This window comes from Priestia sp. J2, from assembly GCF_020790095.1.
Taxonomy (GTDB): Bacteria; Bacillota; Bacilli; order Bacillales; family Bacillaceae_H; genus Priestia; species Priestia zanthoxyli.
On the sequence record NZ_CP086208.1, the window covers coordinates 215,001 to 235,000 of the forward strand.

At 39.3% G+C, this 20,000-nt stretch carries 17 protein-coding genes, 2 tRNA genes, 3 rRNA genes and 2 riboswitches (2 of these 24 cut by a window edge); of the genes, 19 read left to right on the forward strand and 3 right to left on the reverse strand.

The window, feature by feature from the left end; genetic code table 11:
- The 8 genes from LJY09_RS01250 to tsaD form a co-directional block, all read left to right on the forward strand.
- Positions 1–352: ribosomal RNA gene (locus LJY09_RS01250) — 23S ribosomal RNA — on the forward strand (it extends 2,584 nt beyond the left edge of the window).
- Positions 353–420: 68 nt separating this feature from the next.
- Positions 421–536 (forward strand): 5S ribosomal RNA (rrf, locus tag LJY09_RS01255).
- A 24-nt stretch (positions 537–560) separates the two neighbouring features.
- Positions 561–637: transfer RNA gene (locus LJY09_RS01260), tRNA-Met, on the forward strand.
- A gap of 4 nt (positions 638–641) precedes the next feature.
- Positions 642–717: transfer RNA gene (locus LJY09_RS01265), tRNA-Asp, on the forward strand.
- Between the two features lie 220 nt (positions 718–937).
- Positions 938–1,408: a tRNA (adenosine(37)-N6)-threonylcarbamoyltransferase complex ATPase subunit type 1 TsaE gene (gene tsaE / locus LJY09_RS01270; protein WP_013081426.1), complete on the forward strand. Its 471-nt coding sequence runs from the start codon at positions 938–940 to the stop codon at positions 1,406–1,408.
- Positions 1,405–2,103 (forward strand): tRNA (adenosine(37)-N6)-threonylcarbamoyltransferase complex dimerization subunit type 1 TsaB, encoded by a 699-nt coding sequence (gene tsaB / locus LJY09_RS01275; protein ID WP_028412695.1) that lies wholly within the window; start codon positions 1,405–1,407, stop codon positions 2,101–2,103. Before tsaE ends, tsaB begins: the two co-directional genes overlap by 4 nt.
- A gap of 13 nt (positions 2,104–2,116) precedes the next feature.
- On the forward strand, positions 2,117–2,566 hold the full coding sequence (gene rimI, locus LJY09_RS01280) for a ribosomal protein S18-alanine N-acetyltransferase (protein WP_028412696.1): 450 nt from the start codon (positions 2,117–2,119) through the stop codon (positions 2,564–2,566).
- Complete coding sequence (gene tsaD, locus LJY09_RS01285) at positions 2,563–3,579, forward strand: tRNA (adenosine(37)-N6)-threonylcarbamoyltransferase complex transferase subunit TsaD (protein ID WP_080754517.1); 1,017 nt, start codon at positions 2,563–2,565, stop codon at positions 3,577–3,579. The genes rimI and tsaD overlap by 4 nt, the downstream gene beginning before the upstream one ends.
- A 255-nt stretch (positions 3,580–3,834) precedes the next feature.
- Here the strand turns inward: tsaD and abc-f are convergent, their stop codons facing one another.
- The gene (abc-f, locus tag LJY09_RS01290; protein ID WP_155010770.1) at positions 3,835–5,769 is read right to left on the reverse strand and encodes a ribosomal protection-like ABC-F family protein; all 1,935 of its coding nucleotides are present in this window, start codon (positions 5,767–5,769) and stop codon (positions 3,835–3,837) included.
- Positions 5,770–6,228: 459 nt separating this feature from the next.
- Here abc-f and LJY09_RS01295 point away from each other — a divergent pair, with 459 nt between their 5' ends.
- The 3 genes from LJY09_RS01295 to tatC are packed head-to-tail and all read left to right on the forward strand — an operon-like array spanning position 6,229 to position 7,877.
- On the forward strand, positions 6,229–6,867 hold the full coding sequence (locus LJY09_RS01295) for a redox-sensing transcriptional repressor Rex (protein WP_028410376.1): 639 nt from the start codon (positions 6,229–6,231) through the stop codon (positions 6,865–6,867).
- Positions 6,868–6,920: 53 nt separating this feature from the next.
- Positions 6,921–7,106: a twin-arginine translocase TatA/TatE family subunit gene (gene tatA, locus LJY09_RS01300; RefSeq protein ID WP_013055022.1), complete on the forward strand. Its 186-nt coding sequence runs from the start codon at positions 6,921–6,923 to the stop codon at positions 7,104–7,106.
- Between the two features lie 15 nt (positions 7,107–7,121).
- Positions 7,122–7,877, forward strand: a complete 756-nt coding sequence (gene tatC / locus LJY09_RS01305; protein WP_013055023.1) for a twin-arginine translocase subunit TatC — start codon at positions 7,122–7,124, stop codon at positions 7,875–7,877.
- Positions 7,878–7,902: 25 nt separating this feature from the next.
- On the opposite strand, the gene LJY09_RS01310 is transcribed toward tatC, so the two are convergent.
- A complete protein-coding gene (locus LJY09_RS01310) occupies positions 7,903–8,130 on the reverse strand; it encodes a YdiK family protein (RefSeq protein WP_013055024.1) in 228 nt (75 codons plus the stop codon).
- Positions 8,127–8,855 carry a CPBP family intramembrane glutamic endopeptidase gene (locus LJY09_RS01315; RefSeq protein WP_028412699.1) on the reverse strand — a complete coding sequence of 243 codons (729 nt, stop codon included), beginning with the start codon at positions 8,853–8,855 and terminating at the stop codon, positions 8,127–8,129. Before LJY09_RS01315 ends, LJY09_RS01310 begins: the two co-directional genes overlap by 4 nt.
- A gap of 299 nt (positions 8,856–9,154) precedes the next feature.
- Here LJY09_RS01315 and groES point away from each other — a divergent pair, with 299 nt between their 5' ends.
- The 8 genes from groES to LJY09_RS01355 form a co-directional block, all read left to right on the forward strand.
- Positions 9,155–9,439 carry a co-chaperone GroES gene (groES, locus tag LJY09_RS01320; RefSeq protein WP_013055026.1) on the forward strand — a complete coding sequence of 95 codons (285 nt, stop codon included), beginning with the start codon at positions 9,155–9,157 and terminating at the stop codon, positions 9,437–9,439.
- A gap of 67 nt (positions 9,440–9,506) precedes the next feature.
- Entirely contained in the window at positions 9,507–11,138 is a 1,632-nt protein-coding gene (gene groL / locus LJY09_RS01325; protein WP_028412700.1) for a chaperonin GroEL, read from the forward strand.
- 158 nt (positions 11,139–11,296) lie between these two features.
- Complete coding sequence (locus LJY09_RS01330) at positions 11,297–12,247, forward strand: AAA family ATPase (protein WP_033580898.1); 951 nt, start codon at positions 11,297–11,299, stop codon at positions 12,245–12,247.
- Positions 12,248–12,258: 11 nt separating this feature from the next.
- Positions 12,259–13,452, forward strand: coding sequence for a DUF58 domain-containing protein (locus LJY09_RS01335; protein WP_228307467.1), 1,194 nt, complete (start codon positions 12,259–12,261; stop codon positions 13,450–13,452).
- Complete coding sequence (locus tag LJY09_RS01340; RefSeq protein WP_098627211.1) at positions 13,445–15,637, forward strand: transglutaminase TgpA family protein; 2,193 nt, start codon at positions 13,445–13,447, stop codon at positions 15,635–15,637. Before LJY09_RS01335 ends, LJY09_RS01340 begins: the two co-directional genes overlap by 8 nt.
- 39 nt (positions 15,638–15,676) lie before the next feature.
- Positions 15,677–15,778, forward strand: a riboswitch (purine riboswitch).
- Between the two features lie 123 nt (positions 15,779–15,901).
- A complete protein-coding gene (gene guaA, locus LJY09_RS01345) occupies positions 15,902–17,431 on the forward strand; it encodes a glutamine-hydrolyzing GMP synthase (protein WP_028412703.1) in 1,530 nt (509 codons plus the stop codon).
- A gap of 97 nt (positions 17,432–17,528) precedes the next feature.
- Positions 17,529–17,630, forward strand: a riboswitch (purine riboswitch).
- Positions 17,631–17,762: 132 nt separating this feature from the next.
- Complete coding sequence (locus LJY09_RS01350; RefSeq protein ID WP_050691706.1) at positions 17,763–19,088, forward strand: NCS2 family permease; 1,326 nt, start codon at positions 17,763–17,765, stop codon at positions 19,086–19,088.
- A 372-nt stretch (positions 19,089–19,460) separates the two neighbouring features.
- Positions 19,461–20,000, forward strand: a 16S ribosomal RNA gene (locus LJY09_RS01355) (it continues 1,012 nt past the right edge of the window).

Genomic DNA, 20,000 nt, shown 5'->3' on the forward strand with positions numbered 1-20,000 from the left:
GGGCTGTTCGCCCATTAAAGCGGTACGCGAGCTGGGTTCAGAACGTCGTGAGACAGTTCGGTCCCTATCCGTCGTGGGCGTAGGAAATTTGAGAGGAGCTGTCCTTAGTACGAGAGGACCGGGATGGACACACCGCTGGTGTACCAGTTGTCTTGCCAAAGGCATCGCTGGGTAGCTATGTGTGGACGGGATAAGTGCTGAAAGCATCTAAGCATGAAGCCCCCCTCAAGATGAGATTTCCCATAGCGCAAGCTAGTAAGATCCCTGAAAGATGATCAGGTTGATAGGTCAGAGGTGGAAGCGTGGCGACATGTGTAGCTGACTGATACTAATCGATCGAGGACTTAACCAAACTTTAAAAGCGTAAGCTTTACTCAGCAAACTGTTACCTAGTTTTGAGAGAATAATCTCATATAAATGTCTAGTGATAATGGCAAAGAGGTCACACCCGTTCCCATACCGAACACGGAAGTTAAGCTCTTTAGCGCCGATGGTAGTTGGGACTTTGTCCCTGTGAGAGTAGGACATCGCTAGGCATTTTTATTTTGCTTTTTTATCATCGCGGGGTGGAGCAGTTCGGTAGCTCGTCGGGCTCATAACCCGAAGGTCGCAGGTTCAAATCCTGTCCCCGCAACCAACATGGTCCCGTGGTGTAGCGGTTAACATGCCTGCCTGTCACGCAGGAGATCGCGGGTTCGATTCCCGTCGGGACCGCCATGTTTTAGAAACGAAACAATGTGTTTCGTCTTTTTTATTGTTTGAACCATTTTTATATAAAACTTTACCGTCCTTAGGAGCAATCCTAAGGAATTTTTTATATACAAAGAAATTTCTTTGTAGAATTGCGATGTTAAAGATTGTTGGATTTCTTACTGGATATGTATAGTCCACAACGTTTACAATATATATATACAGATTGAAATGAGGTTCTGAATGAATGACAGAGATTAATGAATTTACGTTTATGTCTACGTCTCCTGATGAAACTAATCAGCTGGCTGCTCGTCTAGCAACTTTATTAGAAGCTGGTGACGTGCTGCTGCTTGAAGGTGATTTGGGAGCTGGAAAGACAACATTCACAAAAAGTTTAGCTAAAGGCTTAGGAATTGAACGCAATGTGAATAGCCCGACATTTACTATCATTAAAGAATACAAAAGCGGTCGCCTTCCTCTTTACCATATGGATGTGTACCGTCTAGGGGATGAATTTGAAGACCTAGGGTTCGATGAGTATTTTGAAGGAGATGGCGTGACGGTCGTGGAGTGGGCTCACCTGATTGAAGAGCAGCTTCCTAATGAATATATTCAAATCAATATTTACCATGAAAACGAAACGACTCGTAAAATCCTTGTAAAAGCGATAGGCAGTCGGTACGTTGAAATATGTAAGGAGCTTTTTAAAAGATGAAAATGTTAGCCATTGATACATCCAATTTTGTCATGGGTGTTGCTGTCGTTGAAGAAAACAAAGTAATTGGAGAAATTATTACGAATCTAAAAAAGAATCACTCTGTTCGTGTGATGAACGCTGTGGAATCTTTGTTAAAAGATTGTGATATTGCGCCAAGCGAGCTAGACCGTATTGTAGTGGCACACGGTCCCGGGTCCTATACCGGTGTACGCATTGGTGTTACCATTGCCAAGACACTTGCTTGGACTTTAAATATTCCTTTAATAGGTGTATCTAGCCTTGAGGCACTAGCAGCAAACGGTCGTTATTTTGATGGATATATTGCTCCGTTATTTGATGCGCGCCGTCAGCAGCTTTATACAGGACTATATGAATGGAATAACGAACGAGGTCTTGTAGAAGTTGAAAGTGATCGACTTGTTATTAATAAGGACTGGGCGGAACATTTAAAGTCATACAACAAACCTATTTTATTCATAGGCAATGATCTTTCCATGCATGAAGAGGCGTTAAAAGAAGTGTTGAGTGAACAAGCTGTATTTGCCCATGTTCAGCAGTTTAACCCAAGACCAAGTGAATTGGCTTTCTTAGGAATGAAGAAAGAGCCGCAGTCTGTGCATACTTTTGTTCCGAACTACATTCGTTTAGCTGAAGCAGAAGCCAACTGGCTTGCTTCACAGCAAAAAGGATAAAAGAAGGTATAACATGAAACTAACAATTAAGTTTCGTTTAATGGAAGTTAAAGATATTGATCAAGTAGTGAAAATCGAAGAGAAGTCTTTTACGACACCTTGGAGTGCAGAAGCATTTCAAAATGAGTTAACCAATAATCAATTTTCAACTTACATTGTGATGGAAGAAGGAGAAAATATTATTGGTTATTGTGGAACGTGGATTGTTATTGACGAAGCACATGTAACCAACATTGCGCTATTGCCAGACTACCGAGGCAAGGGACTCGGTGAATTGCTGCTCCGCAACGTGATGGACGTTCTTCGAAAACTAGGTGCTACGTCAATGACATTAGAAGTTAGGGTATCTAATCATATTGCACAATCATTGTATCAAAAGCTAGGTTTTAAACCTGGAGGTATTCGTAAGAATTATTATTCTGATAACAATGAGGATGCATTAGTTATGTGGGTGAATTTATGAATGAAAATCAATTAATTTTAGCATTAGAAACAAGCTGTGATGAGACAGCAGCAGCTGTGATTCGAAACGGTCATGAAATTGTAGCCAATGTGGTGGCCTCTCAAATAGAAAGCCATAAACGATTTGGCGGTGTCGTACCGGAAATTGCATCTCGTCATCATGTAGAACAAATTACAGTAGTAGTTGAAGAAACTTTAAATCAAGCGAACTTGACGTTTGCAGATATAGATGCAATAGCTGTAACGGAAGGACCAGGGCTTGTGGGAGCACTTCTTATTGGCGTAAATGCAGCCAAAGCGCTAGCATTTGCACATCAAAAGCCATTAATTGGTGTTCATCATATTGCAGGACATATTTATGCAAATCAGCTAATCAAAAAACTAGAATTCCCGCTCTTATCGCTAGTTGTATCTGGCGGGCATACGGAGCTTGTATACATGGAAAGTCACGGTCATTTTAAAGTGATCGGTGAAACAAGAGATGATGCAGCAGGAGAAGCCTACGATAAAGTAGCCCGCACGTTAAACCTTCCATATCCAGGCGGACCTCATATTGACCGCCTTGCACATGAAGGAGAGCCATTAATTGATTTGCCGCGTGCTTGGCTAGAAGAAGGATCCTATGATTTTAGTTTCAGTGGATTAAAATCAGCAGTTATTAACACTGTCCACAATGCGAAGCAAAAAGGTGAAGAGATTCTTCCACAAACACTTGCTGCTAGCTTTCAAGCGAGTGTCATTGATGTGTTAGTAACTAAAACGATTAAAGCTGCAAAGGAATATAACGTTAAGCAAGTTTTATTAGCAGGAGGAGTTGCTGCTAATAAAGGGCTTAGAGCAGCGCTAGAAGAGGCATTTGAACCCCTATCAAATATTGAGCTTATTATCCCGCCGCTATCTCTATGTACGGATAATGCCGCAATGATTGGAGCAGCAGCAAGCGTACGATTTGCTCAAGGAAAACGTTCAGATATGTCATTAAATGCAAACCCCGGTTTGGACTTGGAAGAGTAAGTGACGAATGAGATTTATTTCTCATTCGTCTTTTTTTGTGGATAAAAATGATTTATCAACAATATTCAATAAATTTAGAATTGACTGTGGATAATTATGTGGAAAAGTCCGTGCACTCAGTACACGGACCTGTTATCAACAAGTTTTAATTATGAAAATCAGACAGATATCCACTATTTATTCACAGAGTGGATAAAGCTTGCTCTTAAGCGCATGAACAAGTAAATAGGATGAATAGATACGCAAAAATATAGGCTACTCTTCTAGAAGCAGCTGTAATTCTTCCCACTCTTCCATTAATGTGGATAACTGTGAAGAAATTTTTTCATTTTCACTGTTTAATCTTGATACTTCTTCGTGATTTTGATAAATTTCAGGGTCACAAAGAAGTTCTTCATTCGCCGCTTGGGCGGCTTCTAATTTGTTTACTTCAGTTTCAATTTCTTCAATGCGGCGCGTTCGCTGTCTCATCAATTTCTTTTGTTCTTTATCTTGTTTATAGGACTGTTTATCTACTTTTACCGTACGTTCTTCGTTTGCTTTTATATTTTCTAATTCTTTGATTTCCTCTATTTCTGCTTTCTTTTCTACATAATAGTCATAATCTCCAAGAAATTCTTCTACTCCTTCAGGAGATAGCTCTGCTATTTTATTGGCAATACGATTAATAAAATAACGGTCATGTGAAACAAATAATAGAGTCCCTGGGTAATCAATTAACGCATTCTCGAGTACTTGTTTGCTATCTAAATCAAGATGGTTAGTAGGTTCATCCAGAATTAAGAAGTTAGCTTTTTGAAGCATAAGCTTCGCAAGAGCCAAACGTGCTTTTTCACCACCGCTGAGCGTGGAAACGATTTTCAGTACATCATCACCTGAAAACAGAAAATTTCCAAGTGCTGTACGGATTTCTTTTTCAGGTTTGGCTGGGTAGTCATCCCAAAGTTCATTTAAAACGGTTTTATTAGACGTTAAATTGGCTTGCTCTTGGTCGTAATAACCAACCATTACATTTGAGCCAAAGGAAATGATTCCAGTCTTGAAGCTGAGTTTATCCACAATACCTTTTAATAAAGTTGATTTCCCCACGCCATTAGGACCAACCAACGCAAGGCTTTCCCCTTTTTTAATGCGAAGGTTTGCCTCTTGGACGACATAGTTGTGTTCATCATATCCGATAGACACATCTTCCAGATTTAAGACTTCATTTCCGCTTTGACGTTCAATTTCAAACGAAAAACTAGCTGATTTTTCGCCTTCGTTAGGTCGATTTATTAACTCCATTCGATCGAGCTGTTTACGTCTGCTTTGCGCACGTTTTGTAGTCGATGCGCGGGCGATGTTTCGCTGAATAAAATCATTCAGCTTTGCGACTTCATCTTGCTGCTTTTCGTACTGACGCAACTCTTTTTCATATCGCTCTGCTTTTTGTACAAGGTATTTAGAGTAGTTGCCCGTGTACTTCACCGTTGTTTTTTGTGCGACTTCATACACTTGATTTACGACTTTATCAAGGAAGTAACGATCATGTGAAACGATTAAAATAGCTCCTTCATACCCTTGCAGAAACTGTTCCAGCCATGCTAAAGTTTCAATATCTAAGTGGTTGGTAGGCTCATCCAGAATAAGCAAATCAGGCTTTGTTAAAAGCAGTTTTGCAAGAGCCAGGCGCGTTTTTTGTCCACCGCTTAAGGAGGAAATAGGGGTGCTGTAGTCAAAGTTTGAAAAACGGAAACCGTGAAGAATAGATCGTGTATCGGCTTCATACTGATAGCCGCCTAAATCTTTAAACGTTACTTGAAGCTGATCATACTCTTTGGTTAGTTTTTCGTATTGAACTGAATCATTAAAAATGTCTGGATCACCCATCTTCGTTTCAAGCGTACGTAATTCTTTTTCCATCTTCTTTAATGGAGCAAAGACAGTCATCATTTCTTCCCATATGGAGAGTGTTGACTCAAGAACTGTATCTTGTCCCATATAATCAATGGAAACACCCTTAGGTTTAATAATTTCTCCGCTGTCATAGGAAAGCTGCTCAGCAATAATTTTTAATAAAGTTGATTTACCAGCACCGTTTCGTCCCACTAGGGCAATGCGGTCTTTTGATTGTACTTCTAACTTTATATTCGATAAAATGGGTTCTGCCCCATAGTATTTTGTAATACCGTTCAATTGTAGAATAATCATTTTTTCACCTCTAGTAGTATATCCATAGTGTATTTTAACATATTTTCAACTACAAGTTCTTCCTACAAGCGTTTGTAATTTGTAGAGGGACAAGGACAAATGATGAAGCGAATGTTTTGATTCATGAAATAAAATGATTTTACCTGCACATTTTATACAGGATACTATGTTAAAATAAGAGATAAGTGCATCTCTGAACTTATCTATGATGGATGTAAAAAAATCCGTCATGACTAACAAACCGATCCTTTGAAGGGCTAATTGCTTCGTTCTACATACCGACTTTAAGGAGTGCTGAATAGACAAAATCCGTCGAGGTGTGAAGCGGAGTATATATAAAACAAGAGAAAAGAGAGAGAATTGGAAGCGCTACCTCAAAGCGGTTGATGCTTTGTGAAAGGTAATGCAATATGACTTGAAAATGTTAGTAATGACATACATGAACTGAGGGGGTACAACGTGAACACTGAACAATTAAAAATACCACAAGCAACGGCTAAACGATTGCCGCTTTATTATCGTTTTTTGAAAAATTTGCATGCTTCTGGTAAACAGCGTGTGTCGTCAGCGGAGTTAAGTGAGGCAGTGAAAGTGGATTCTGCTACTATTCGTCGGGACTTTTCTTACTTTGGTGCATTAGGAAAAAAGGGATACGGCTACAATGTGAATTATTTACTTACATTTTTCCGTAAAACGTTAGACCAAGATGAAGTAACGAAAGTAGCACTGATTGGCGTAGGGAATCTAGGAACGGCCTTTTTAAATTATAATTTTATTAAAAATAATAACACCAAAATTGAGTGCGCTTTTGATGTGATAGAAGATAAAGTAGGTACGAAAGTAGGCGACGTGCCGGTTTATCATCTTGACCAATTGGAAGATTATATGAGTGATGACATCTCAGTAGCGATTTTAACCGTTCCTGCCACTGTTGCTCAGCAAATTACTGATCGTTTAGTGAGTTGCGGAATTAAAGGAATTTTAAACTTTACTCCTGCACGCTTGAACGTACCGGATGAGATTCGACTCCATCATATTGATCTTGCTGTAGAATTACAGTCGCTTGTCTACTTTTTGAAAAATTATCCTGTTGAATAAGGCGGACTGTGTTACGATTTCCTTAAGTCTAAATTAATAAGGAGAGTGGGAATATGGGGATTGGAGCAGGCAGTTGGATTATTATTGCGATTGTAGCACTGCTTATTTTTGGACCGAAACGGTTACCGGAGCTAGGAAGATCAGTGGGCCAAACGCTTAGAGAGTTTAAGCATGCCGCTAGCGGTGCATCAGAAGATCGTGAAAAAGATAAACAGCGTCAAGTAGATGACAAAGAGTAAAAGGGTGATCATAGTATGACCGAACAAGAAATGTCAATATATGATCATATAGGAGAGCTGCGAAAACGCATTTTAATTGTTTTATTTTTCTTTGTGATTGCCACAATTGGCGGCTTTTTTATAGCGGATAAGGTCATTGTCTATTTACAGCATGCTGATGAGGCAAAAAATTTAACGATGAATGCATTTAGGCTAACAGATCCAGTTAAGATTTATATGCAATTTGCTGTTATTATCGGCTGTGTACTTGCAGCTCCTGTTGCACTGTATCAACTCTGGGCATTTATTAGTCCTGGTTTATATGAAAAAGAGCGGAAGGTAACGCTTGGATATATTCCTGTTTCCATTTTTCTCTTTATCGGCGGTGTCTCTTTTTCTTATTTTGTGTTGTTTCCATTTGTCGTCGATTTTATGACGCGCGTTTCTGATGAGCTGAATGTAAACCAAGTGATTGGCATTAATGAATACTTTTCTTTTTTAATGCAGCTCACACTGCCTTTTGGCCTGTTGTTTCAGCTTCCTGTCGTCGTAATGTTTTTGACGAGATTAGGAATTATAACGCCTATGTTTTTATCTCAAATTCGAAAATATGCCTATTTCGTACTGCTAGTTATTGCCGCACTTATTACACCACCGGAATTGCTCTCGCACATGATGGTGACAGTGCCGCTCTTAATTTTGTATGAAATCAGTATCATTATTTCCCGCATTTCGTATCGCAAAGTGTTAAAGGCAAGAGCAGAGCAAGAAAGAGAAGATGTTAGTATGTAAAAAAACCACTGAAACAGTGGTTTTTTTATTTAGATGAATCATCTTGATTTTTATATTGCTGCTGCAATTTTTTAATTTTGTAGTGCAAGATAAAGATGCGAACCGCAAACCTGAAATCGAATGCGGCTACGAGTGCAAATAAGATTGTGGGGAAATTCCAAACGGTTTCCTGAGCATTTTGAATTGCCAAGTAGGTGAATAAAATCCCCATAATAATATAAATAAACCCTCGTGTTAAAGGGATATTCTTCATAAAAACATGCCTCCAAAAATAAACTGCATTTGTTCTGCTTGTTTTTGCATTTCTATAATTTTATCTGCAAAAATAGTTTGAGATAAAATAACGATTGTATTCATCAAAACATGAGCAATAATAGGTACAACAATTAGTCTCGTCCTTGCATAAAGGAATGCAAATACAAATCCCATAGCTGTATACACAAGTAAATGTTTAAAATCCCAGTGTACCGCAGCGAAAATAAGGGAACTAATAAATGCAGAGATAAAGAAATTGTATCGTTTGTGAAGAGAACCAAAAATAATCTTTCGGAAAATAATCTCTTCTAATATTGGTCCAATAACAGACGTAACGACAATAAGGAACGGCGTTGCTTTAACAAGATTAACAATATTTTGTGTGTTTTCAGATACTTGGGTAATGCCAAGAGCGTGCTCAATCATACCTGCTACAGCTTGACCAGCCATAGCGAGAAACACCCCAAGGACTGACCAGACAACAGCAATCGTTTTTCCAGCATGTTCTATACGCATGGACATGTCACGGCGCAGCAGCAGTAAGACAATAAGTAAACCAAGGATAAAGCTAATGATAGTCCAATAAGTCAAAAGCATGACATTCGCTGTTCGAACTGGATAGTCATCAAACATTCCTGTTAATTTTAACAGCGGTATACCAACAACTCCTGAAAACTGCATAAGGATGTAGGTGAGGATAACATACCAATAACGTTTTTCCAATCTTCTATACTCCTTTAAAAGGTTTTTATGTATATATGTCGAAGAAGTACTGTAAAGTTAGTAATTTCTTCTTGCTCGTATTGTAACATACATATTATTGAACAGAGAAAAGAATGCTTTATTTCTCAAAATCGTCGAAATCTAAGACTATTATATGTAGTTGTCGTAAATTTTAAATTTTTTTTGTTTAATACTTGCAAAAAAAACCCACTTTGTTTTAATATAATAATTGTGTTAGCACTCGTTGAGGTTGAGTGCTAATAAAAATGCAAACATATTATTTGAGGAGGTTGTTTCACTTGTTAAAGCCATTAGGTGATCGCGTAGTGATTGAACTTGTAAAATCTGAGGAAAAAACAGCAAGCGGTATCGTGTTACCGGACAGTGCAAAAGAAAAGCCACAAGAGGGTAAAATTGTTGCTGTAGGTACAGGCCGAGTATTAGAAAGCGGTGAGCGTGTAGCTTTAGAAGTAGCTGCGGGCGATCGTATCATCTTCTCAAAATATGCGGGTACTGAAGTAAAATACGAAGGTACTGAATACTTAATTTTACGCGAAAGCGATATTTTAGCTGTAATCGGCTAATTTTAACCACAAACTTATCATACGTAAAAAATAGATTATTAAGAACATCTTGAGGAGGTCAAAGAACATGGCAAAAGACATTAAATTTAGCGAAGAAGCACGTCGCGCAATGCTACGTGGTGTAGATACATTAGCAAATGCTGTAAAAGTAACGCTTGGACCAAAAGGTCGTAACGTTGTATTGGAAAAGAAATTCGGTTCACCGCTTATTACAAATGACGGTGTAACAATTGCAAAAGAAATCGAATTAGAAGACGCATTTGAAAATATGGGTGCTAAATTAGTAGCCGAAGTTGCTAGCAAAACAAACGACGTTGCTGGTGACGGTACAACTACTGCAACGGTTTTAGCGCAAGCAATGATCAGAGAAGGTCTTAAAAACGTAACGGCTGGTGCTAACCCAATGGGTATCCGTAAAGGTATGGAAAAAGCAGTAGCTGTAGCGGTTGAAGAACTAAAAGCAATCTCTAAACCAATTCAAGGTAAAGATTCAATTGCTCAAGTAGCGGCTATCTCAGCAGCTGACGAAGAAGTAGGTCAATTAATTGCTGAAGCAATGGAGCGCGTTGGTAACGACGGCGTTATCACACTTGAAGAATCAAAAGGTTTCACAACTGAATTAGAAGTGGTAGAAGGTATGCAGTTTGACCGTGGATATGCATCTCCTTACATGGTAACTGATTCAGATAAAATGGAAGCTGTATTAGATGATCCATACATCTTAATCACAGACAAAAAAATCGGTAACATTCAAGAAATCTTACCGGTATTAGAGCAAGTTGTTCAACAAGGCAAGCCTCTATTAATCATTGCTGAAGACGTAGAAGGTGAAGCTTTAGCAACATTAGTTGTGAACAAACTTCGCGGTACATTTACAGCTGTAGCTGTTAAAGCTCCTGGTTTCGGTGATCGTCGTAAAGCAATGCTACAAGACGTTGCTATTCTAACAGGCGGAGAAGTAATTACTGAAGAGCTTGGTCTTGACTTAAAAACAGCAGGCATCGATCAATTAGGTCGCGCTTCTAAAATTGTTGTAACAAAAGAAAATACAACAGTTGTAAACGGTGCAGGAAACGCAGAAGATATCCTAGCACGCGTAAACCAAATCAAAGCTCAGCTTGAAGAAACAACTTCAGAGTTTGACCGTGAAAAATTACAAGAGCGCTTAGCAAAACTTGCTGGTGGCGTAGCTGTAATCAAAGTTGGTGCGGCAACTGAAACTGAGTTAAAAGAACGTAAATTACGTATTGAAGATGCATTAAACTCTACGCGTGCTGCGGTTGAAGAAGGTATCGTAGCTGGTGGTGGTACTGCATTAGTAAATATCTATAATAAAGTAGCAAGCATCGAAGCTGACGGTGACACTGCTACAGGTATCAACATCGTATTGCGTGCGATTGAAGAGCCTGTACGTCAAATCGCTCACAACGCTGGTTTAGAAGGATCAGTAATCGTTGAGCGTCTAAAAGGCGAAGCAGTTGGAACTGGATTCAACGCTGCAACTGGCGAGTGGGTAAATATGCTAGACACTGGTATCGTTGACCCAACAAAAGTAACGCGTTCAGCTCTTCAAAATGCTTCTTCTGTAGCGGCTATGTTCTTAACAACTGAAGCAGTTGTTGCTGACAAGCCAGAAGAAGGCGGAGCTCCTGCAATGCCTGACATGGGCGGCATGGGTGGAATGGGCGGCATGATGTAATCACTGCCCTACCTAAAAAAGCGACCAAGTACTCACTTGGTCGCTTTTTTGTGTGCGTTAATATTTTCAGATTTTTTTAAAATTTGTTAAGATAGTACTATGTTTATTGGAAAACTTACTAAACTCAAGGCTTAACTGAGTTTTAAGGGGGAGCTTCGTTGATTCAGCTCGATCATATTAATAATAAATTAAACCAAGTATTAGAAAACATTGATCAAATTGTGATTGGAAAACGTCACGTATCTACGTTGAGTTTGGTTGCTTTGCTTGCCGAGGGCCATATTTTGCTTGAAGATGTACCGGGTGTAGGAAAAACGATGCTAGTGAAGGCACTGGCCAAATCAATTGATGCGGAATTTAAACGAATTCAATTCACGCCTGATTTGCTGCCGTCCGACGTAACAGGTGTTTCTATTTACAGTCCAAAAGACATGGAATTTCATTTTCGTCCAGGTCCTATCATGAGCCACATAGTACTCGCTGATGAGATTAACAGGACTTCTCCTAAAACACAATCGGCGCTTTTAGAAGCAATGGCTGAGCATCATGTAACAACCGATGGTATCACCCGGGAAATTCCGGCGCCTTTTTTTGTGATGGCTACTCAAAATCCCGTTGATTTTGATGGGACCTATCATTTGCCGGAAGCGCAGCTGGATCGTTTTTTATTCAAACTAAGCATGGGGTATCCTACGCAAGAAGAGGAGCTTCAAATTTTAAATGGCGTATCGACTCAAGTTAATCTTGAAGATGTCAAACCTGTTATGAGCGTTCCAGAATTAGTACAGGCTCAAAAAGCTGTAAGCAGTATTTATGTAGATGATACGATCAAGAACTATATCATTGAAATTATTCGCAAAACTCGCTCTCATCCACATGTTTCATTAGGTATTAGTCCTCGTGGCACGGTTTCCTTTATGAAGGCTATTCAAGCATATGCGTTAGTAAAGGGAAGAGATTACTGTCTTCCTGATGATGTTCAAGAGCTTGCTTCGTATGTGTGTGCACATCGATTAACGCTAAGACCTGATACTCAGTACAGCGGTTTAACAGCGAGTGATGTGATGAAGCAAATTATGGCTGATACGAAAGTACCTGTTAAAAGGTAAGAGGATAATTTATGAAACAGTATATAAAAGTGATATGGAACAAAGGTAGAGACTGGTTCGTTTTATTCTGCATCTTTACCGCTACGTTTTCTTACGCCATGTTTCAAGGAGGCTTTGTCAGCTGGTTTTTATTTTATAGCTTCTTACCTTTTGGATTATATGGGGTAGCCGTGTTGCTCTATCCGTTGAAGAAGTGGAATGTTGCTCGTGACGTGAAGCTACAGCCTCGATTCGCTGGAGATCATCTTTCGTATGACATTCACATTACACGCTCCTCGGCTTTTCCTGTTTATATGGCAGCCGTGAAAGAGGAGAGTAACCTTTTAGATCAAGAAGAAAGAACAATTTATCCGCTTTTTCAACGAAACGCTGTTATTCCGTATGAAAGATCGTTTGTAGAAAGAGGAGAATATGAATTTTTTACGATTTCGATTGAACTGAGTGATTTATTAGGCATCGTAAAAAAGAAGGCATATTTTCTACTGCAGCAGCGGTTTGTCGTGTATCCTCAAATCCATGAGATAGATATCCCGTTTCTTTTAGCGGGAATAGAAGAAGGAAAAAATGAAGTTTCGACGGGGAATCAATCTACTACGTTAGTGACAGGCATTAGAGAATACCAGCCGGGTGACCGATTAGGGTCTATCGATTGGAAGGCGACGGCTCGTAAAGCTACGTTAATTTCTAAAGAGTTTGGTCATTATCATGAACGGAGTATAATTATCATTGCAGATGTTATGGGCCCTCTATACTTTGAAGAGCGAATGAGCTTTCTGGCATCCATGCTCATTCATGAAGAAACCAAGCGTAAAAAAGTCGATTTTCTTTTAGCTGGAGATGCCCTTTTTTCGCAGAAAACCTCTGAACAAAGGGAGGCTGATAACCTGTTGCATCACTTAGCACGTGCACAGCCTATTAGCAATCGAGCATTCGAAACAGAATTTCAGAATATTGCTATTCAAAAGCAGCATTCTTTTATGGTAATTGTCAGTCAGGTTACAGGGACTCTTATTGGCCAGATTCAATCCAAGCTGAGCCCTCATGCTAAGGCTTCACTCATTGTCGTTAAAAATGAAGGAGCGGGGCTTAGTGACGAAGAGACAGTTATTGTCAATGGCATACAATCTTCTGCTTTAACGATTGAAGTCGTTCATATTGATCTTCCTCTATCACTAAAGGAAGTGAGGGCGGAAATAAGTGAATAAATCAGCTTGGTATGTAAAAAACGTCTTATTATACGCGGGAGCTTTCTTTTTATTAGTGGAATGGCTTCTCCCTTTAAATGAAGTCACTGATACGAATCAAATTCAATACTTTATCCTGTTTGTCGCTTACTGTTTTTTGAGCTTAACGTTTCGATTGCCGTTTATTGTGATGACGTTAGGGAGCATGTTGTTTATTTTGTTTTCACTTCACAATCTCTATTTCCAAGGTGCCTTCTTTTCTTCAGAATGGCTTCCAAGACTTTTGGAAATTCTTCAGTCAGATGTACAAAGTATCATGGAGTGGAATATAGCGAATTTATCCTTTGAAATGAGGACCACTTTATTTTTTATCCTGCTTTGGATTATGGCTTATTTAATTCGATACTGGATCTTTTATCAAAAAAGAATTTTCTTCTTTTTCTTCTTAACCATTTTGTATATTACCGTATTGGATACCTTTTCTACTTACGATGCCGGAGCTGCTATTATTCGCGTGACGATTATCGGATTTTTATTAGTAGCCATGCTTCGCATCAATCCTGAACGTATAAAAGGTGCTAGCACCGAGCGTTTAGAAAATAGAAAACGATCGTTTCTTTTTCTAGGCAGTTTTTTAGCCATTGTCATTGTGCTTGCTTATCTCGCCCCTAAACCAGGTCCGCAGTGGCCAGATCCGGTCCCTTTTATTGCAGCTCACACAACAAATCAAGGACAGGGAGAATCTGCAAGCGGTCAACGAATTGGCTATGATATGGACGATTCTAAATTGGGGGGATCCTTTGTCAATGATGATACGGTTGTGTTTACAGCTAAAGTAGAGGATGAGCACTATTGGCGTATTGAAACGAAGGATGTGTATACAGGTAAGGGCTGGGAGCTGTCTAAAGAGGAAGAAAAAGTGCCTTTCAAAGGAAATGAAAACTTACTCCCTCAATATGATTCAAGTGTTGCAGGAGAAGTAAGAAAAGCAGAAGTTACCTATTCGCAGCCTTCTGTTCATCTTATGCATGTTCCTCAACTGCTGTCTCTAACCTTAAAAAATGGCATTCAAACCGATGTTACACCGACAAATGAAAAATTATATCCTTATCAAAATGACAAACTTGTTACTGTTCAATCGTATGAGCTAACGTATAAATATCCTGTGTTTGATACCGGGCTTCTTCAGCAAGCAGAGGAGAAAAAGTCAGAGAGTCTAGAGAATAATAATGAATTTATAGCAAGGTATACACAGCTTCCTGCTAATTTGCCAAAACGAGTAAAGGATTTAGCTCGTACGATAACAAAAAATAAAAACAATCGCTATGAAAAAGCAAAAGCCGTTGAAGAATACTTCCGATCCAATCCATATGTATATGATACTGAAAATGTTCCAATTCCTACGAAGAATAAAGATTATGTGGATCAATTTTTATTTGATACAAAAAGAGGATACTGTGATAACTTCTCTACTTCTATGGTCGTGCTGCTTCGTTCATTAGATATTCCTGCTCGGTGGGTAAAGGGCTATACAGAAGGTGATGCCACCGTTATTTCAGGAAGTAGTAAGTGGACAACCTATGAAATTACACAAAATAATGCTCATTCTTGGGTCGAAGTCTATTTTCCAGGAGCGGGCTGGGTACCTTTTGAACCAACAAAAAGTTTTTCTAATCCTTATGATTTTGTAGATAGCCAACCTAACAACTCTAGTGAAAATAGTCAAAGGGAAGAAGAGAAACAAGAAACGCAAGTCAAGGAGCAGCCTAAGAAGAAAGAGCTTCCGGCACAAGAGAAAAGAGAGAAAGAAAAAACAGCTTCTCTTCAAAATGCTAAGTTGTCTATGAAATGGAAAGTGCTTTTCTACGGACTGATTGTAGTTATGTTAATAGTAATATATCTCAATCGATTTAAATGGTTTTTACCTTTTTATATCTCTTTTTATAAAAAGAAAGAGAGTGTGGAAACCTTTGAATCAGCGTATGCTTTTTTACTTAAAAGACTCGCTGCAAATGGACTAAAACGGCAAGAAAATCAAACGCTGCGCGACTTTGCAGGAGAAGTAGACGAAAAATTAAATACGGTAAATATGCTAAAATTAACGGAAAAATACGAGCGGGTTTTATATCGAAATGCAGATTCCATAAAAGAATGGAAAGAGTCGATTGAATTGTGGGAAAATTTAATCAAAAAAACGAGTTCTTGACCATTGTTTCGCGGATTGATAGAATATTCTCGAACTTACTATAAATGTTTCGTATACCTTCATATATCCTCGATAATATGGTTCGAGAGTCTCTACCGGGTCACCTTAAACGATCTGACTATGAAGGCAGAACAGTCTATTTGACGATAAACGTCGTGCTCAACTAGACTTCTGCCTTTGTTTTTTGAGGGAGAAGTCTAGTTTTTTTTATATTTTAGGGCATAATAACAAGTGATTATTTACACATTCGGAGAGGTGAACAAGATGGAAGGCATGATTGTTGTATTAGATTTTGGTAGTCAATATAACCAACTGATTACGCGTCGCATTCGCGAGTTCGGAGTATATAGTGAATTGCATCCGCACACAATTACAGCAGAAGAGATTAAAGCATTAAATCCAAAGGGAATTATTTTCTCTGGAGGCCCAAACAGTGTGTACGGTGAAAACGCATTTCACTGCGATGAAAACATTTTTGAATTAGGTATTCCTGTTTTAGGTATTTGTTATGGAATGCAATTAATGACTCATCATTTTGGCGGGAAGGTAGAAGGTGCTAGCCATCGTGAATATGGTAAAGCAGCGATTAACGTACAAAACGATTCATTAATGTACCATGAGTTGCCAAAAGAACAAGTTGTTTGGATGAGTCACGGTGATTTAGTTGTAGAAACACCAGCTGGTTTTGAAGTGGACGCAACTAGCCCATCTTGTCCAATTGCCGCAATGAGTAACAAAGAAAAGAATATGTACGGAGTGCAGTTCCATCCAGAAGTTCGCCATTCAGTGCACGGTAACCATATCTTAAAGAACTTCGTGTTTGAAGTATGTCATGCTGAAGCAAACTGGTCAATTGAGAACTTCATTGAAGTTGAAATGGATAAAATCCGTGAAACAGTTGGAGATAGAAAAGTACTTTGCGCACTTAGCGGCGGAGTAGACTCTTCGGTAGTAGCTGTATTAATTCACAAAGCAATTGGTGATCAGTTAACATGTATGTTCGTAGATCACGGTTTATTACGTAAAGGTGAAGCTGAAAGCGTAATGGAAACATTTAGCGAAGGCTTTAATATGAACGTAATTAAAATCGATGCAAAAGATCGCTTCTTAGAAAAATTAAGCGGTGTATCAGATCCTGAACAAAAGCGTAAAATCATCGGTAATGAATTTATTTATGTATTCGATGACGAAGCTGCTAAATTAAAAGGGTTTGATTTCCTAGCTCAAGGTACGCTATACACAGATATTATCGAGAGTGGGACAGCTACAGCTCAAACGATTAAATCTCACCACAATGTAGGTGGATTACCGGAAGATATGCAGTTCAAACTAATCGAACCGTTAAACACGCTATTCAAAGATGAAGTACGTGCATTAGGTTCTGAATTAGGTATTCCTGATAACATCGTTTGGCGTCAGCCTTTCCCAGGACCAGGTCTAGGTATTCGTGTACTTGGTGCAATTACGGAAGAGAAGTTAGAAATTGTACGTGAGTCGGATGCTATTTTACGTGAAGAGATTGCAAAAGCAGACTTAGAGCGCGATATCTGGCAATACTTTACGGTTCTTCCTGACATCCGCAGTGTAGGTGTAATGGGAGATGCTCGTACGTATGATTACACAATCGGTATTCGTGCTGTTACATCGATTGATGGTATGACTTCTGACTGGGCGCGTATTCCTTGGGATGTGCTTGAAGTTATCTCAACGCGCATTGTAAACGAAGTTAAGCATATTAACCGCGTAGTGTATGATATTACAAGTAAGCCACCTGCAACAATTGAATGGGAATAATATGTAAGAAAACCGAACAAACGAACATTCTTTTATAAGAATGTTCGTTTTTTGTTGACTTTTTTAAAAAGTTAATGGTAGGATAGTAACATAAAACAGCGAGATATAGCTTTAATGTCGTATAATCTTGGGGATAAGGCCCAAAAGTTTCTACCGAGCTACCGTAAATGGCTTGACTACGAGAAAGTAATACATGTATGTATAAAAATCTTTTGTTTTTTGCTCATACATTTCTCTTTTAGTCGATTTTATGCCTTTACGCGCCATAGTGTAGAGGCATTTTTTATGGCTTGCCTAAGTGCATGCGGCTTCTATAAAGGGAGGAAAAAACGTGAAGAAGTATTTTCGTTTTGAAGAGCTGGGTACTAGCTACCGAAAAGAGTTTATAGCTGGCCTTACAACTTTTCTATCTATGGCTTACATTTTATTTGTTAATCCATCTGTGCTATCACTAAGTGATGTAAAGGATCTACCTGACAGTATGAGAATGGACCAAGGGGCTGTATTTACAGCTACTGCTTTAGCAGCAGCTTTGGGATCAATTGTTATGGGAGTGCTTGGTAGATATCCAATTTCATTAGCTCCAGGTATGGGATTAAACGCATTTTTTGCTTATACAGTTGTTCTGACGATGGGAATTCCATGGCAGACGGCTTTAACGGGTGTTATGATATCAGGTGTTATTTTTATTCTTTTAACATTAACAAGCCTGCGAGAAAAAATTATTAATTCTATTCCTATTGAATTAAAAATGGCTGTTGGAGCAGGTATTGGTTTATTTATTAGTTTTATTGGTATGAAAGGTGCGGGAATCATCGTCAAAGATGATGCCACATTCGTTGGACTGGGTGATTTGACGAACCCAACAACATTACTTGCGGTTTTTGGTATTGTCATTACTATTGTATTAATGGTGCTTCGAGTAAATGCAGCTGTATTTATCGGTATGATTGTAACGGCTGTAGCAGGTATGGCTTTTGGATTAATTGATACACCTAAAGCAGTGGTTTCATCGGTTCCTAGTCTTGACCCGACGTTTGGGGCAGCTTTCCAAAATATCGGTGATATCTTTACTGTAAAGATGCTAGTCGTCATTTTAACTTTCTTATTCGTTGATTTCTTCGATACAGCAGGTACGATGGTTGCTGTAGCGAGTCAAGCTGGGCTTATGAAAGATAATAAGCTTCCGCGAGCGGGCAGAGCGTTATTGGCAGATTCTAGTGCGATTGTAGTTGGTGCTGTTCTTGGTACCTCATCAACAACAGCTTACGTAGAGTCTACGGCTGGAGTAGCAGCGGGCGGACGTTCAGGATTTACTGCAATCGTAACGGCGGCGTTTTTCTTAGTTGCACTGTTCTTTTCTCCGTTGTTAGCGGTCGTAACACCAGCTGTTACTGCGCCAGCTTTAATTACGGTAGGAGCTCTGATGGTGTCAAACTTAGGGGAAATCAATTGGAAAGAGTTCGAAGTGGCAGTTCCGGCATTTTTCACGGTGATCATGATGCCATTAACGTACAGTATTGCAACAGGCATTGCGGTTGGCTTTATCTTTTATCCTATTACAATGTTATGCAGCAAGCGTGGAAAAGAAGTGCATCCCATTATGTATGTTCTCTGTATCATCTTCATACTCTATTTCGCGTTCTTAGCAGAATAGTTTAAATAAAAAAGCTCAGTTTAATGACTGGGCTTTTTTTTTATGGTAAGATAAGAAAACTGCATAGCGGCTAGATTGCTATTGTAATAGAGGTTAATTGGTTACTTTACTGAAGGTTTACTTCATTAACTTTTTTATTTATAAAGTTTTTTAGAAAAACGATTGACTCTATATATTATATATGGTAAATTATTAAATGTCGCTGATGAACAGCGCAGTTGAGAGAAACATCTTAAAAAAGATGTTGACATCAAAATAATAGAATGTTATACTAATAAAGTTGCTTCAGAGCAACGGTTGAACTTTGAAAACTGAACAAAGCGACAAACGTCAACGTTAATTTTTATTTTTTAAATGAGCAAGTCAAACATTTCTTCGGAGAGTTTGATCCTGGCTCAGGATGAACGCTGGCGGCGTGCCTAATACATGCAAGTCGAGCGAACTGATTAGAAGCTTGCTTCTATGACGTTAGCGGCGGACGGGTGAGTAACACGTGGGCAACCTGCCTGTAAGACTGGGATAACTTCGGGAAACCGAAGCTAATACCGGATAGGATCTTCTCCTTCATGGGAGATGATTGAAAGATGGTTTCGGCTATCACTTACAGATGGGCCCGCGGTGCATTAGCTAGTTGGTGAGGTAACGGCTCACCAAGGCAACGATGCATAGCCGACCTGAGAGGGTGATCGGCCACACTGGGACTGAGACACGGCCCAGACTCCTACGGGAGGCAGCAGTAGGGAATCTTCCGCAATGGACGAAAGTCTGACGGAGCAACGCCGCGTGAGTGATGAAGGCTTTCGGGTCGTAAAACTCTGTTGTTAGGGAAGAACAAGTACGAGAGTAACTGCTCGTACCTTGACGGTACCTAACCAGAAAGCCACGGCTAACTACGTGCCAGCAGCCGCGGTA

Excerpts from the sequence above, each read along its gene's own strand:
- tsaE (WP_013081426.1), top strand. The coding sequence starts at position 938 with ATGACAGAGATTAATGAATTTACGTTTATGTCTACGTCTCCTGATGAA.
- tsaB (WP_028412695.1), top strand. The coding sequence starts at position 1,405 with ATGAAAATGTTAGCCATTGATACATCCAATTTTGTCATGGGTGTTGCT.
- rimI (WP_028412696.1), top strand. The coding sequence starts at position 2,117 with ATGAAACTAACAATTAAGTTTCGTTTAATGGAAGTTAAAGATATTGAT.
- tsaD (WP_080754517.1), top strand. The coding sequence starts at position 2,563 with ATGAATGAAAATCAATTAATTTTAGCATTAGAAACAAGCTGTGATGAG.
- abc-f (WP_155010770.1), bottom strand. The coding sequence starts at position 5,769 with ATGATTATTCTACAATTGAACGGTATTACAAAATACTATGGGGCAGAA.
- tatA (WP_013055022.1), top strand. The coding sequence starts at position 6,921 with ATGGGGATTGGAGCAGGCAGTTGGATTATTATTGCGATTGTAGCACTG.
- tatC (WP_013055023.1), top strand. The coding sequence starts at position 7,122 with ATGACCGAACAAGAAATGTCAATATATGATCATATAGGAGAGCTGCGA.
- LJY09_RS01310 (WP_013055024.1), bottom strand. The coding sequence starts at position 8,130 with ATGAAGAATATCCCTTTAACACGAGGGTTTATTTATATTATTATGGGG.
- groL (WP_028412700.1), top strand. The coding sequence starts at position 9,507 with ATGGCAAAAGACATTAAATTTAGCGAAGAAGCACGTCGCGCAATGCTA.
- LJY09_RS01335 (WP_228307467.1), top strand. The coding sequence starts at position 12,259 with ATGAAACAGTATATAAAAGTGATATGGAACAAAGGTAGAGACTGGTTC.
- guaA (WP_028412703.1), top strand. The coding sequence starts at position 15,902 with ATGGAAGGCATGATTGTTGTATTAGATTTTGGTAGTCAATATAACCAA.